The 14,565-nt window shown below is 69.3% G+C and carries 13 protein-coding genes; 3 read left to right on the top strand and 10 right to left on the bottom strand.

The window, feature by feature from the left end:
- Positions 1-58 precede the first annotated feature (58 nt).
- The gene (locus QQK43_RS12330) at positions 59-898 is read left to right on the top strand and encodes an AraC family transcriptional regulator (protein ID WP_284308018.1); all 840 of its coding nucleotides are present in this window, start codon (positions 59-61) and stop codon (positions 896-898) included.
- A 31-nt stretch (positions 899-929) separates the two neighbouring features.
- Here QQK43_RS12330 and arsC read toward each other — a convergent pair whose 3' ends face one another.
- Complete coding sequence (gene arsC, locus QQK43_RS12325; protein WP_234264835.1) at positions 930-1,298, bottom strand: arsenate reductase (glutaredoxin); 369 nt, start codon at positions 1,296-1,298, stop codon at positions 930-932.
- Between the two features lie 107 nt (positions 1,299-1,405).
- Here arsC and QQK43_RS12320 point away from each other — a divergent pair, with 107 nt between their 5' ends.
- Complete coding sequence (locus QQK43_RS12320) at positions 1,406-1,645, top strand: hypothetical protein (protein ID WP_234264836.1); 240 nt, start codon at positions 1,406-1,408, stop codon at positions 1,643-1,645.
- A gap of 23 nt (positions 1,646-1,668) precedes the next feature.
- Here the strand turns inward: QQK43_RS12320 and QQK43_RS12315 are convergent, their stop codons facing one another.
- The 5 genes from QQK43_RS12315 to QQK43_RS12295 all read right to left on the bottom strand — a co-directional run bounded on the left by QQK43_RS12315 (position 1,669) and on the right by QQK43_RS12295 (position 9,803).
- Positions 1,669-3,084, bottom strand: coding sequence for a coniferyl aldehyde dehydrogenase (locus QQK43_RS12315; RefSeq protein WP_284308015.1), 1,416 nt, complete (start codon positions 3,082-3,084; stop codon positions 1,669-1,671).
- A gap of 17 nt (positions 3,085-3,101) precedes the next feature.
- Positions 3,102-5,561 (bottom strand): DUF1631 family protein, encoded by a 2,460-nt coding sequence (locus tag QQK43_RS12310; RefSeq protein WP_284308013.1) that lies wholly within the window; start codon positions 5,559-5,561, stop codon positions 3,102-3,104.
- Positions 5,562-5,759: 198 nt separating this feature from the next.
- Positions 5,760-8,369 carry an ATP-dependent chaperone ClpB gene (clpB, locus tag QQK43_RS12305; protein ID WP_234264839.1) on the bottom strand — a complete coding sequence of 870 codons (2,610 nt, stop codon included), beginning with the start codon at positions 8,367-8,369 and terminating at the stop codon, positions 5,760-5,762.
- 146 nt (positions 8,370-8,515) lie between these two features.
- A complete protein-coding gene (locus QQK43_RS12300; protein ID WP_284308011.1) occupies positions 8,516-9,286 on the bottom strand; it encodes a GNAT family N-acetyltransferase in 771 nt (256 codons plus the stop codon).
- Positions 9,279-9,803 (bottom strand): molybdenum cofactor biosynthesis protein MoaE, encoded by a 525-nt coding sequence (locus QQK43_RS12295; protein WP_234264841.1) that lies wholly within the window; start codon positions 9,801-9,803, stop codon positions 9,279-9,281. The genes QQK43_RS12300 and QQK43_RS12295 overlap by 8 nt, the downstream gene beginning before the upstream one ends.
- A gap of 250 nt (positions 9,804-10,053) precedes the next feature.
- Between QQK43_RS12295 and dapA the strand changes: the two genes are divergently transcribed.
- A complete protein-coding gene (gene dapA, locus QQK43_RS12290; RefSeq protein WP_284308008.1) occupies positions 10,054-10,956 on the top strand; it encodes a 4-hydroxy-tetrahydrodipicolinate synthase in 903 nt (300 codons plus the stop codon).
- A gap of 7 nt (positions 10,957-10,963) precedes the next feature.
- Here the strand turns inward: dapA and moaD are convergent, their stop codons facing one another.
- The 4 genes from moaD to thrC all read right to left on the bottom strand — a co-directional run bounded on the left by moaD (position 10,964) and on the right by thrC (position 14,564).
- A complete protein-coding gene (moaD, locus tag QQK43_RS12285) occupies positions 10,964-11,218 on the bottom strand; it encodes a molybdopterin converting factor subunit 1 (RefSeq protein ID WP_234264843.1) in 255 nt (84 codons plus the stop codon).
- Complete coding sequence (locus QQK43_RS12280) at positions 11,215-12,513, bottom strand: molybdopterin molybdotransferase MoeA (RefSeq protein WP_284308006.1); 1,299 nt, start codon at positions 12,511-12,513, stop codon at positions 11,215-11,217. Before QQK43_RS12280 ends, moaD begins: the two co-directional genes overlap by 4 nt.
- A gap of 76 nt (positions 12,514-12,589) precedes the next feature.
- The gene (gene mobB, locus QQK43_RS12275) at positions 12,590-13,123 is read right to left on the bottom strand and encodes a molybdopterin-guanine dinucleotide biosynthesis protein B (protein ID WP_284308005.1); all 534 of its coding nucleotides are present in this window, start codon (positions 13,121-13,123) and stop codon (positions 12,590-12,592) included.
- A 10-nt stretch (positions 13,124-13,133) separates the two neighbouring features.
- Positions 13,134-14,564: a threonine synthase gene (gene thrC / locus QQK43_RS12270; RefSeq protein ID WP_284308003.1), complete on the bottom strand. Its 1,431-nt coding sequence runs from the start codon at positions 14,562-14,564 to the stop codon at positions 13,134-13,136.
- Between the last annotated feature and the right edge of the window lies 1 nt (position 14,565).

Raw genomic sequence — 14,565 nt, 5'->3', positions numbered from 1 at the left:
GGCCGCGATTGCAGGTATGCGACAGTACGACAATATTTAGCGAATTCCCGACAACCTCATGGCCTTGCCCCGCCAGCCGCACCGGGTGCCGGTCGGCGATACCGACGGCTTTGAACCCACCCCCTCCCGACCGGTGCGGGTGCGCGCGCGCCATCTGCCCATCGACACGCATTTCGTGCCGCACCGCCACCTGTGGGCGCAACTGGCCTATTGCGCCAGCGGCATGCTCCAGGTGGTGGCCGCCCGCGGGCTCGACGCCAGCGACGAGGTCACCTACATCGTGCCGCCCTCCCGCGCGGTGTGGATCGCCCCCGGCGTGCGCCATGCCGCACTGGCGCTGGAAGCGGCCGACTTCCGCACGCTGTACCTGCACCCCGACGTCAGCCCGCCGGGCTGGTCCACCTGCCGGATGATCGTGGTCAGCGACCTGCTGCGCGAACTCATTCCCGCGCTCGACCAGGCCGGCGGCCAGCCCGCGCGCGAGCAGGCCCTGACCCTGCTGGTGCTCGACGAGATCGCCCGCGCCGATACCCAGCCCCTGGGGGTGCCGATGCCGCACCCGGAAACCGGCGACAAGCGCCTGCGCACCCTGTGCGAAGCCGTGCTCCACGAGCCCGGCGACCGCGCTACGCTGGCCGAATGGGCCGGCAGCGTGGGCGCCAGCGAACGCACGCTGGCGCGCCTGTTCCGGGCCGAGCTCGGGCTCAGCTACCCACAATGGCGCCAGCAGGCCGTGCTCGCGCACGCCTTGCCGCTGCTGGCCCGGGGCCTGCCGGTGGGCGAAGTGGCGCGGCGCTGCGGTTATGCCAGCGACAGCGCGTTCAGTGCCATGTTCCGCACCGCCCTGGGCCAGTCGCCCACCCACTTCGGCCCACGCGCCCGTTCCACGGCCGACTGACGCGGGCGGAACGGAGACGCACGGCCCCGCCTCAGGCGCGGGACGGCAGCACCTCCAGCACCCGCTCCTTGGGCCGGCACAGCCGCGTGCCCAGCGGGGTCACCACGATGGGGCGCTCCACCAGCACCGGGTGCGCCACCATGGCCTGCAGCAGGGTCTCATCGTCCACCCCGGGGCGGTCCAGCCCCAGCTCGCCAGCGAGATCGCCCTTGGTGCGCAGCACCGCACGCGGCCCGAGACCCATCGCCTGCAGCAGACTGCTGAGCTGCTCGCGGGTGTAAGGCGTCTTCAGGTATTCGACCACCTGCGGCTCGAAACCCGCGTCGCGGATCATGGCCAGCACCTGGCGCGACGTGCTGCAGGCGGGGTTGTGAAAGAGGGTGATGGACGGCGTGGTCATGACAGAAAAGTAACAGATGGAAACGAAGGCCTGGTGCGTCAAGCGGGCGTCACAACAGGCCCATATCTTGCTGGTCATCCGGGCGAAAGCCCGATCCGCCCCGCATCATGCCCCCCGTTGAACGCTTCGCCAAAACTCCCCAGGCCTGGGAGGCCCTGTCCCACCCCCACGTCATCGGCCGCAAGGCCTATGCGCTGCTGCTCATGGCCAACGGCCGGCGCAGCATGCGCGAACTCTCGCGCCTGCTCGACCACGACGTCACCGAACTCGCCCACGAGTTGCAAGGCCAGGGCTTCCTGCACAAGATCGCCATCGGGGAAGACGAGCCCACGGGCGCCACAGGCTGACACTCGGCAGGCCGCGCCGCGGTTCAGAACAGGCGGCGCAGCACGCTCATGAAGCGGTCGAAGCGCTCGCCGTACGGCGGGTAGACCACCTGCCCCAGCGCCCAGCGCGACTGGATCAGCACCGGCTTCTCCTGCGTGAAACGCCGGAACCCGGTCTCGCCGTGGTAGGCGCCCCAGCCACTGTCGCCCACCCCGCCGAAGGGCAGGTTCGGGTGCACGATGTGCATCAGCGTGTCGTTGACCGACACGCCGCCGCTGACCGTGTGCGCCAGCACCCGGTCGCGTGCGGCGGTGTCGGTGCCGAACCAGTACAGCGCCAGCGGCCGTGGCCGCGCGTTGATGAAGGCGATGGCTTCGTCGGCGCTGTCGCAAGGCAGCACCGGCAGCACCGGGCCGAAGATCTCTTCGTCCATCAGCCGCAGGCCAGCCGCCGGCGGGTCAAACACCAGCACCGGCGCCATCTGCCGCGGGCCGCCGTCAGGCGGCGCCTCCGCCAGAGGCACCACGCGCGCGCCCGCCGCCTGCGCTTCGGCCACCAGGGCGTGCAGACGCTCCAGATGGCGCGGGGTGACGATGGCCGCATAGTCGGCATTGCCGGCGATGCGGGGGAACAGGCGCTGCACCGCCGCCCGCAAGGCCTGTTCAAAAGCCGCCTCGCGCCCGCGCGGCAGCAGCACGTAATCGGGAGCGATGCAGGTCTGCCCGCCGTTGAGCAGCTTGCCGTGCGCGATCTTCAGGGCCGCATCGGCCAGATCGGCCGATGCGTCGACGATGCAGGGCGATTTGCCGCCCAGCTCCAGCGTCGTGGGTGTCAGGTTCGCGGCGGCGGCCATCGCCACCTGGCGCCCGACGGCGGTTGAGCCTGTGAAGAACAGGTGGTCGAAGGGCAAGGCGGCAAACGCCCGGGCCACGTCGGCGCCGCCCTGCACCACCGCCATTTCATCGGCCGCAAACCCGGCCTGCACGGCCTCGGCCAGCACCGCCGACGTGCGGGGCGTGATCTCGCTCGGCTTGATCATCACGCGGTTGCCCGCCGCCAGGGCCGCGGCTGCCGGCCCCAGGGTCAACTGGATGGGATAGTTCCAGGGCCCGATGACGCCCACCACGCCGAGCGGCTGGCGCTGCAGCAGCCCCCGGGCAGGCCACAGATAGGCCGGCGTGGGCACGCGCCGCGGCGCCATCCAGCGCGACAGGCGGCGCTGCAGGTGCACCAGCTCGGCCCGCAGGACGAACAGGTCGGCCACCTCGGTCAGGCGGTGCGACCGCGCACCGAAGTCGGCCTGCACCGCGTCAGCCAGGGCATGGCCGTGTTGGTGAATCAGGGCCTGCAGGCGCTGCAGGCGGTCGCGCCGCAACGCCTGCGGCACGTCGATCTGTGCCCGGCTGGCCTGGTGCTGGGCATCAAAGAGCGCTTGCGGGGAAAAGGTGGAAAGCGGCATGGAACGCGGGAATGTCTTCAGTCGGCCAGGGCCACGGCATCGTGCCGCGGGGCGCCGCGCGGCGCGGCCTGGACCACGGCTTCCAGGGCTTTCTTCACCACCGGCCGGCTAGCCACCGGCCGCAGCCAGCGCCCGCTCAGCAGCTTTTCGCAGCTGCGGCGCGTCATGGTGTGGGAACGGCCCCCACGGCTGGTGAACAGGAACAGGTTGCGGTTCGTGCCGACCCAGACGAGCTGCGCCCGCAGCCATTCCCCCCCCGAATGCAGGTCCGCCCAGCCGCCGACCTGAAGCGCCGACAGCAGGTCGGTCAGGGCTTCGGGCGGCATCGGCGCCGGGGTTTCCGCCCCCTCGGCCAGACTGCGGTCTCCGACCCCGGCCTCTTCCGTGCCGGGCACCGGCATCGGGTCGAGGCCGGCGAAGGCCCGTTCGCGCTGGCCGATCCAGGGCTGTTCAGGGGGTTGGGGTTTCTGCTGTTCGGGCGTGGCCGCAGCCAACAGGGTGTCGTGCAGGGTGCTGTCGTCGCCCTCGCCGATGTCGAGCGGCGTCCGCCCGGAGGACCCGGCGTGGTCGGCCTGGGCACGAATCCGGCGCAGCTTGAGCGCGGGTTCGTGCAGCTTGAGCAGCGCATCAAAAAAGGTCTGGGTCTCTTCGGGGGGCTTGCCCAGCATGTCCAGGCCCCGGCGCAGTGTCTGCAGCATGCTCGGCACGATGTCGAACAGCTGGCGCGGCTGGCGCAGGGTCACTTCGCGGCGCGTGCTCCAGAGCAGGTCGCCGATGACCTTGCGGAAGCCGAAAGGGTCTTCGCCCGCTTCGGGGTGGCTCAGTTGCGCCCCGGCGATGACGAGCGACCACGACCCGTAGAGGAAGTCGAGCACGATGCCCGGCACGTTGTAGAGATCGGGGCGGTGGCTGATTTCCCAGGCGATCTGGTTGGCCAGCTCCTGGCGCGCCTCGGCCAACTGCAGCGCGTCGCGCTGGCGTTTCTGGCGCTCTTCGCCCTCGGCATCGGCCGCCGACCAGTGGGCCTGCAACGACGACAGCGCCTGCGCAAAAGGGGCCGGCTCTGGCGAAGCGGCGTCATTGAGCGCCACCACCTGCGCGCGCACGGGCTCGAAGAACGCGTCGAAATCGGTGGCGAATTCGTCGTTGTAGCGGAAGCTGCGCTGGGCCACGCTCTCGATCAGCCGGCGCGCCGGGTGGTCGTCCTGCCCGAAGTAGCGCGGCTCGGTCATCGCCAGGCGCAGCAGCGCCGGCTCCATCGCCACCACGGCTTCGCGCACGGGCGCCAGCAGCAGCGGATCGCGGGCGACCTGGTCGACCAGCTTGCGCACCACGTCCAGCCCCACGGCCTGCGACACCTGGTCCGCCTGGTGCTTGAGCTCCAGCAGCACCCGCGCGCGTTCGTGCGGCGCCGCGTAGACCCCCCAGCGCTCGGCACTCAGCGGCGAGGCCCCATGCACCTGGCGTGCCGGGCGCTCGACCACCGGCAGGTCGCGGTACCGGGTGCGCTCGCGTTCGATCGCCCCTTCGTCCAGCGGTGGCCGTGCCGCATGACCGTCCACGCGGGCCAGCTCGTGACGCACCTGCTCGTAATAGCCGTTGTCGAGCGGGGCATCGAAAGCCTCACCCTCACCCGCCAGGAAAGCCCGCATCACCCCGTGCCGCAGCGGCGTCTGTTCCCGCGCCAGATCCCCCATGCGGAAATCGGCTGCGGGCGGCGTCGCCGTGCCCGCCGGCGCGGCAGACACGCTCCCCCAGCGGCTCGCCGAGGTTTCGCCGTCGTCCTCCGGCGGCCCTTCCTGGGCCAGCGGGGACGGCCTGGACGGCGCCCCATCGGCCACCAGCCGGATGCGGTAGCCGGCTTCCTGCACATGAGCGTTCTGCAGCATCAGCGCCACGCGCTCGTACAGGGTGCACAGCTCGCGCGCCAGCGGCGGGGCCACGTGCTGCAGCCACAGCGTGCGCACGGGCGCGTCGCTTTCGCGCTCGGACATCAGGTCGCGCAGCGTGCGCACGAACACCGAAGGCCGGATGGGGTTCTTCTCGACGTGCACGGTCTCCAGCCCGATGAGCGAACTCATGCGGGCGTCCACCATCGCCAGCGCCTGCTCCACCACCGGCATCAGCGCCTGCTGCAGGCGAACGGCCTCGAGCGACTCGTTCACCGCGTTGTCGTCCACGAGGGCCAGAAAGGACGACCCCGACAGTGGCGCTGGCACCGACAGCGAAGACCCGCCATCACCCTGGCGGAAAGCCTGCGCCAACCGGTCCGGGTATTGCGCCACGAGGGCATCGCGCTGCTGTTGCAGGCGCCACCAGGCGTTGGCCAGGCCCTCGCGTTCGGCCACCTCCCGGCCCTGGTTCTCGGCCTGCTGGAGGCTGGCAATGGCCACGTCGATGCAGCGCCCGGACAAGGGTCCGGCCTCGTGCACCACACGGGCAAAACATTGTTCGAGCAGGGACGAATCGGCCGGCATGGCAGAGGCAGACGGGAGGGACAGCGGCGGGGAGAAAACCCTTCGCGTTATACCCCCACCACCGGTCCGCCATCGGTCAAAGTGCCGCCTGCATGGCCACCGTGAGGCACCCGCGCGCCCTTTAATTGCAACCGTTTGTGTCTTTTAAATCCAAAGCAAACAGGCTGAGAGCCGCAGGCACCCCGAGGGCGCCTGCGCTCAGGGCAGCACGATCGGCTCGCCGAACTCGAACACCCCCGGGTTGCGCACCGGATCGACGCCAACCGGAATGGCCGACTTCGGCGGATACCTGCCCTCCAGCAGCAGCTTCGAGAGCGGGTTCTCGATGCGCTGCTGGATCGCGCGCTTGAGCGGCCGCGCACCAAACACCGGGTCGAAGCCGACCTTGGCCAGCTCGGCCATGGCCGCCGGCGCCACGTCCAGCCGCAGGTCCATCTTCTGCAGACGGGCCTGCAGCGCCTTGAGCTGGATGCCCGCAATCGCTTCGATGTGCTGCGCGTCGAGGCCGTGGAACACCACCGTCTCGTCGATGCGGTTCAGGAACTCGGGCCGGAAGTGCTGTTTCAGCTCGCCCCAGACCGCATCCTTCACATCCTCATACGGCTCGCCCACCATCGCCTGGATCAGGTGCGAGCCGATGTTGCTGGTCATGACGATGACCGTGTTCTTGAAGTCCACGGTGCGGCCTTGGCCATCGGTCAGGCGACCGTCGTCCAGCACCTGCAGCAGCACGTTGAACACGTCCGGGTGGGCTTTTTCCACCTCATCGAGCAGCAGCACGCTGTAGGGCTTGCGGCGCACGGCTTCCGTCAGGTAGCCGCCCTCCTCGTAGCCCACGTAGCCGGGCGGCGCGCCGATCAGGCGGGCCACCGAGTGCTTCTCCATGAATTCGCTCATGTCGATACGCACCAGGTGCTCTTCGCTGTCGAACAGGAAGCCAGCCAGCGCCTTGCACAGCTCGGTCTTGCCCACGCCGGTGGGGCCCAGGAACAGGAAGGAGCCGGTCGGCCGATTCGGGTCGGACAGGCCCGAGCGCGAGCGGCGGATGGCGTTGGCCACGGCGGCAATCGCTTCGTCCTGGCCCACCACACGCTCGTGCAGCTTGGCCTCCATCTGCAAGAGCTTGTCTTTTTCGCCCTGCATCATCTTGGCCACCGGAATGCTCGTGGCGCGGCTCACCACTTCGGCGATTTCTTCCGCGCCCACCTGGGTGCGCAGCAGCTTGGGACAGCTGCCGCTGGCGCCCTGCCCGGCTTCCTTGTCCTGCGCCTCCTTGAGCTGCTTTTCCAGTTCCGGCAGCTTGCCGTACTGCAGCTCGGCGACCTTGTTGAAGTCGCCCTTGCGCTTGAGTTCCTCGATCTGCAGCTTGAGCTTTTCGATCGCCTCGCGCACCTGCGCACTGCCCTGGGCCTGGGCCTTTTCGGCCTTCCAGATCTCTTCCAGGTCGGCCGCTTCCTTCTGCAGCTCGGCGATTTCCTCGTCGATCAGCGCCAGGCGCTTCTGCGAGGCCTCGTCGGTCTCCTTCTTCATGGCCTCGCGCTCGATCTTGAGCTGGATCAGCCGGCGGTCGAGCTTGTCCATGACCTCGGGCTTGGAGTCGATCTCGATCTTGATCTTGGCCGCCGCCTCGTCGATCAGGTCGATGGCCTTGTCGGGCAAGAAGCGGTCGGTGATGTAGCGGTGGCTGAGTTCAGCCGCAGCCACGATGGCCGGGTCGGTGATGTCCACGCCGTGGTGCACCTCGTACTTCTCCTGCAGGCCGCGCAGGATGGCGATGGTCTGTTCCACCGTGGGTTCGTCGACCAGCACCTTCTGGAAGCGGCGCTCCAGCGCGGCGTCCTTCTCGATGTACTTGCGGTATTCGTCGAGCGTGGTCGCGCCGATGCAGTGCAATTCACCCCGCGCCAGCGCCGGCTTGAGCATGTTGCCGGCGTCGATGGCGCCTTCGGCCTTGCCCGCACCGACCATGGTGTGGATCTCGTCGATGAAAAGAATGATGCGGCCCTCGTCCTGCGCCACTTCCTTGAGCACGGACTTCAGGCGCTCCTCGAACTCGCCCCGGTACTTGGCGCCGGCCAGCAGGCCCGCCATATCGAGCACCAGCACCTTCTTTTCACGCAGGGTTTCGGGCACTTCGCCATTGACGATGCGCTGCGCCAGGCCTTCGACGATGGCGGTCTTGCCGACGCCGGGTTCGCCGATCAGCACCGGGTTGTTCTTGCTGCGGCGCTGCAGCACCTGGATCGCGCGACGGATCTCGTCGTCGCGGCCGATCACCGGGTCCAGCTTGCCCTGGCGGGCGCGCTCGGTGAGGTCCAGCGTGTACTTCTTGAGCGCCTCGCGCTGGCTTTCACCTTCGGGAGAATCCATGGTCTGGCCGCCGCGCACGGCGGCGATGGCAGCTTCCAGGCTCTTGCGGCTCAGACCGTTTTCGTTGGCGATGCGGCCGATCTCGCCCTTGTGGTCGGCCACGGCGAGCAGGAACAGTTCGCTGGCGATGAACGCGTCCCCGCGCTTGATGGCTTCCTTTTCGGTGGCCTGCAGCAGCTTGACCAGATCCGGGCTGGGCTGCACCTGATCCTGCCCCTGCACCTCGGGCAGGCGGCTGACGGCGTCTTCAGTCGCCTTGCTCAGGCCAGGCACGTTGACGCCTGCGCGCTGCAGCAGCGACTTCGGGCCATCGGTCTGGCGCAGCATGGCCAGCAGCAGGTGGGCCGGTTCGATGTAGGCGTGGTCCTTGCCCAGCGCCAGGCTCTGGGCTTCTCCCAGGGCTTCCTGGAATTTGGTGGTGAGTTTGTCGATGCGCATGGAAAGTGGCTCCCGAAAGCTTGAACTGACGCTTAGGTGGCACTGGTGGCCGCCATTTCAAGACCCGCTTCGCGCGAGGTCAAGCGGGTTTGACGCAGCGCAAGCACCGGCCCATCGGCACGCAGCGCGGCCTGCCGCTCGGCCTCTCAGGCCGCACGCCAGTAGGCGTAGGTCCAGGCGGTGGCCATGCGGGCGCGTCGATACAGCGCCAGGGCTGCGTCGTTGCCCGCATCGACCTGGAGAAAGGCCCGTTCGATGCCACGCCGCCGGGCCTCTTCGGCCATCACGCGGATCAACCGACCCGCCAGACCGCGGCCCCGCTGGCCCGCCGCCGTGCGCAACCCGTGCAGGCTCAGCCAACCCTGGGCATAACACGCCGCACCGCAGGCCAGCGTCTGCCCGCCTTCGCGCAGGCTGGCAAACAGGGTGCCATCGGCGCGGGCCAGCGCCCGCGAGCGGCAGGCACCATCGACCGGATCCAACCCTTCGCCCAGATACATCGCCATCCAGGCCGCGTCGGGGCGCGTGGACAGGCTCGCCCCGGCGGTATCGGGTGCCAGCGCGATCAGGCCATCGAGCGCGCCGACCTGGGTGAATGTGGGTTGCCGGCGGTGATAGCCCCCCACCGCCAGCAGGCGGCGCCAGGTCTCGAAACTGGGCAGATCGGGCAGCCGGAACACCGGCGCCAGCCCGGCCACGCGGTAACGATCGGCCAGCAAGCCGATCAGGGCCGGGTCGTGCGCGCCGTGGTGCAGCGGTACGGCGCTGTGGGCTCGGCCGATGGTGCCGGGGTCCAGCGGCAGCAACCAGCACGGCAGGCTGTCCAGGCGCTCGGGCGCCACGGCGGCCAGCGTCGCCCTCTCGATGGCCTCGATGTCGCCTGGCGGCAGCGACGGCGCGCCGGCCGGCTCAGCCATTGCGGCTTTCGATGCCCCAGCGGGCCAGCGCCGCGTCGTCGCTCACGCGCGCATCGACCCAGCGCGCGCCCTCGGGCGTCTGCTCCTTCTTCCAGAAAGGCGCCTGGGTCTTGAGGTAGTCCATCAGGAATTCGCAGGCCTGGAAGCTTTCGCCACGGTGCGCCGAGGTCACCGCCACCAGCACGATCTGGTCGAGCGGCTGCAGCAGGCCGACGCGGTGGATCACGCGCACGCCCCGGATGTCGAAGCGGGCAAAGGCCTCGGCCGCCATCGCCTCGATGGCCTTTTCGGTCATGCCTGGGTAGTGCTCCAGTTCCAGGGACAACACCGATGGGGTCGCCTGCCCGGCCAGGCCGGTCGCGCCGTTGCGGTCGCGCACGGTGCCGACAAACGCGCAGACCGCCCCCACGCCCGGGTCGCCCGCACGCAACGCCGCCACCTCGTCGTCGAGGCTGAAGTCGGCCGTCTGCACAGAGACACGGGTCGGGTGCGGCAAGGGCGTGGGGGCATCGGACATGGCAACGATTGTGGCAGAGGGCCCGCTATACTGCGCGCCATGGCTCGCCCCGATCACCGTCCCTTCGCCTCCCGGGTCTCGCCCCGGGGCACGGGTCTGGCCGTGGCCGCCAAAGCCAAAAAACTGCAGCTCATCTGACCGGAGCTGTGGCTCCGTGCTCGGATGAGCGACGGAGCCTCTCCCCCAGCTGGCACACCCGACCTCCTTCGTCCACGGTTCCTTCTCGGTCCCAACGGATAGGAATGTGCCCGTGTCTGCTTCTGCCTCTGCTCCCGCTCCTTTGTTCCAGGGTCTCTGGATTCCCCTCGTCACCCCGCTGCGCGAAGGCCGCATCGACCATGACGCCGCGGCGCGGCTCACCCGGCGCCTGTGCGCCGATGGCATCACCGGCCTCGTGGTCTGTGGTTCGACCGGCGAGGCCGCCGCGCTCGATGCCGATGAACAACTGGCCCTGCTCGACACGGTGACCGAGGCCGCGAGCGGCCTGCCGGTGGTGATGGGCCTGTCGGGCTACCACCTGCCCGAGACCCTGCAATGGGTGCGCACCCTGGCACGGCGGCCGCTGGCCGGCCTGCTGGTGCCCGCGCCCCACTACATCCGGCCGGGCCAGGCCGGCGCCCTGCACTGGTTCCAGGCGATTGCCGACGCCGCCGCCGCGCCGCTGATCGTCTACGACATTCCGTACCGCACCGGCGCCGTGCTGGAGCGCGACACGCTGCTGACACTGGCCACGCACCCGAACATCCGCGCCATCAAGGACTGCGGCGGCGACGCGGCCAAGACCCAGGCGCTCATCGCCGACGGCCGGCTCGACGTGCTGGCCGGCGAAGACATCCAGTTGTTCAGCACCGTGGCCCTGGGCGGCCGCGGCGCCATCGCGGCCAGCGCCCATCTGGCCACGGCGGCATTCGCCCGGGTGATCGCCCTGTTGCAGGCCGGCGAGTTGGCCGCTGCACGGGCGATGTGGCAGCCCCTGCTGCCGCTGGTGGAAGCGGCCTTCGCACAGCCGAACCCCGGTCCGGTCAAGGCCTGGCTGGCCGAGCGCGGCGAGATCGGTGCCGAACTCCGGCCGCCCATGATGCCGCCGTCGGCCGCCTGGCGCGCCCAATCGCTGAACCTGCCAGCCAGGCTGGCGGCGGCACGCGGCGGCTGAGCCGCCGTCAGCCGCCGGTCACGGGCGGAAAGAACGCCACTTCGGCGTTCTCGCCCAGGGGAGCCGTTTCGTCGACCATGGCCTGGTTCAGGGCCATGCGCACCGCGCGGTGCCGGGCGAGCACGTCGGCGTGCGCACCGCCCCGCGCGATCAGCTCGTCGCGCAATGCGGCCAGCGTGGCGGCGCCGGTCTGCACGGTTTCGCTGCCGGCGCCGATCGCTTCGCGGATGGCGGCGAAATAGCGCACCTGGACCGTCTTCATGCCAGCAACTCCGCCAGGGGCAGGTAGTCCACCAGATCACCGTGGGCGATGGTGGCACCGGCCGGGTTGTCCACCAGCCCATCGGCCCAGACGGTCGACGTCAGCACGCCGGAGTTCTGGTTGGGAAACAGCTCCAGCCCACCCTGCGCGTTGCGCCGCACACGCAGGAATTCGCGGCGGCGGTCGGCGCGGGGCAGATCGAAATGCGCCGGCACCCGCAAGGGCCGCAGCGTCGCCTGCCACAGCGCTGCCTCGGCACCCTGCAACTTGAGCAGGAAAGGCCGCACCAGCAGCAGAAAGGTGACGAAACTGGACACCGGATTGCCAGGCAGCCCCATGAAGTGGCAGGGCTTGGCCGCATCTGCCCCGGCGCCGGCATCCCGTCGCACCGTGCCGTAGGCAAAGGGCTTGCCCGGTTTCATGGCGACCTGCCACAAGTCCAGGCTGCCCAGCGCCTGCACCGCCGGCTTGATGTGATCCTCCTCGCCCACCGAAACCCCGCCGCTGGTGAGGATCAGGTCGTGGTGATCGGCGGCAGACTTGAGCGCCGCGAGCGTGAGATCGCGCCGGTCGGGCACGATGCCCAGGTCGCTGACTTCGCAGCCCAGGCGCTCCAGCAGCACGCGCAGGAAAAAGCGGTTGCTGTTGTAGATGGTTCCTGGCTTCATCTGCTCGGGCGGCACGTCGCCCGGCATCACGAGTTCATCGCCGGTGGAGAACAGCGCCACGCGCGGCCGGGCGAACACGCGCAGCTGCGCGCGCCCGATCCCGGCAGCCAGGCCGAGGCTGGTGGCGCCCAGGCGGGTGCCGCACCGCAGCACCACGGCACCCCGTGTCACGTCCTCGCCAGCCTGGCGAACCCACTGGCCGGCCCGCGGCACGGCATCGATGTGCACCGCGTGCAGATCACCGCCGACCTCGCGCGTGTCCTCCTGCATCACGATGGCGTCGGCACCGGGCGGCACGGGCGCACCGGTGAAGATGCGGGCACAGGTGCCGGGCTGCAGCGCCACGGCCGCATGCCCGGCCGCGATGCGCTGCGAAATGGGCAGCACCACCCCGGCTTCGGTCACATCGGCCACACGCACCGCGTAGCCGTCCATGGCCGAGTTGTCCTGCGGCGGCACGTGCAGCGCCGACACCAGGTCTTCGGCCAGCACACGGCCGTCGGCCTGCACCGTGGCCAGGGTTTCGGTGGTGTCGATGGGCACCACGCGCGCCAGCAGGTCGGCCAGCACGGTGTCCAGGGCCATCAGCGGACGGCGGGCTTTTTCAACGGGGGCAGTCTGGTTCATAGGTTCGGCATCGGTCTCCGGGCGATCCGACAGGCGATGGATCGCCGGGTGCGGCCCATCGCTCCCTGCCTCCTCTTCAGAGGTAGGCTTCAGGGACGTATTCGAAGCGATCCCCATTCTCCACCAGCCAGGCGGCAAGCGCGGCGGGCTGGTTCAGATCCAGCACCGGGCGCAAGGTGGCCGCTGGCAGGGCTTCCGGGTCGTCGGTGGCGATCACGGCGATGAACGGGTTGTCCGGGTACTGCGCAGGCTGGCCGGTTTCAGCACGCCAGACCTCGATCTTGAGCAGGTTGCTGTGCTTGTAACCTTCGACCAGCACCCAGTCCACGCCGGGATGCAGCACACGCAGCAGATCGTGCACCGTCAGGTCGGTGGGCTGCTCAAACTCGCGCTGCAGCGCCATGCGGCGGTCGGAGGCGGCCACCACCTCGTAGGCCCCGGCCTGGCGATGGCGCCAGGTGTCCTTGCCTGGGTAATCGATGTCGAACGCGTGGTGCGCGTGTTTGACCACCGACACGCGCAAGCCGTGCGCCTTCAGCGCCGGAATGAGCTGCTCCGCCAGCGTGGTTTTGCCCGCGCCGGAGAAACCGGCCAACCCGACAACCTTCACCGCAGGCTCCTCAGGCGTGGCAGTGGTCGCCGATGTAGCGCTTGACGGCCGCCACGTCGGCGCGCATGACCTGCACCCGCTTGGGCAGCGCCTCGATGCCCTCGAATTTCGCCGGCCGTTCGGGGTCTCGCCCCAGCGCTTCACGGATGGTTTCGGCAAACTTGATCGGCAGTGCGGTCTCCAGGACCACGACGGTTTCGCCGGGCTGGCGCCGCTCGCGGGCCACCTTCACGCCATCGGCGGTGTGCGTGTCGATCATGACGCCGAAGCGCTCGAAGATGTCCTGGATCGTCGCCAGGCGGTCGGCGTGCGTGCTCTTGCCGCTGACGAAGCCGTAACGGCTGGCAGCCTGGGCAAACAGCGGGTCGGCGCCGAGATCGAAACGGCCTTGCTGGCGCAGCCCGTCGTCGAACAGCTCTTTCGTGCGCGCGGCATCGCGGCCGAGCAGGTCGAACACGAAGCGCTCGAAATTGCTGGCCTTGGAGATGTCCATGGACGGGCTGGACGTCTCGTAGGTGTCGGCGCTGCCGCGCACGCGGTAAGTGCCGGTGCGGAAGAACTCGTCGAGCACATCGTTCTCGTTGGTCGCGACGATCAGGCGGCCGATCGGCAAGCCCATCTGGCGTGCCACATGGCCAGCGCAGACGTTGCCGAAGTTGCCCGAAGGCACGGCAAAGCTCACCTTTTGATCGTTGGACCTCGTGGCATAGAAATAGCCGGCGAAGTAGTACACCACCTGGGCCAGCAGACGGGCCCAGTTGATCGAATTGACGGTCCCGATCTTGTACTGGCGCTTGAAATCCAGGTCGTTGGACACCGCCTTGACGATGTCCTGGCAGTCGTCGAACACGCCTTCGACGGCGATGTTGTGGATGTTGGCGTCCATCAGGCTGAACATCTGTGCCTGCTGGAACGGGCTCATGCGCCCGTGCGGGCTGAGCATGAACACGCGCACACCCTGTTTGCCCCGCATGGCGTATTCGGCCGCGCTGCCGGTGTCGCCGCTGGTGGCCCCCAGGATGTTCAACTCGGCCCCACGGCGCCCCAGTTCGTACTCGAACAGGTTGCCCAGCAACTGCATGGCCATGTCCTTGAAGGCCAGCGTGGGGCCGTTGGACAGGGCTTCCAGACTGAAGCCGTCTTCCAGCTTCGTCAGCGGCACGATGGCGGCCGAACCGAACACCTCGGCGGTGTAGGTCCGCGCGCAGATCGCCTTCAGGTCGGCCGCCGGGATGTCGTCGATGTAGAGCGACAGCACCTCGAACGCCAGCGCAGCGTAACCCTGGTCGGCCAGCACGGCGCGCCAGCGCGCCAGCGTCGCGGCATCGACCTGCGGATACGCCTCGGGCAGGTACAGGCCACCGTCCGGCGCCAGGCCTTCGAGCAGGATTTCGCAGAAGCGCTTGCGATCCGGGTGACCGCGGGTCGACAGGTACAGCATC

This window comes from Hydrogenophaga electricum (genome assembly GCF_030160815.1).
Classification (GTDB): domain Bacteria; phylum Pseudomonadota; class Gammaproteobacteria; order Burkholderiales; family Burkholderiaceae_C; genus Hydrogenophaga; species Hydrogenophaga electricum.
Note: the sequence above shows the minus strand (reverse complement) of the source record. Positions and strands in the feature narration are given on the sequence as shown.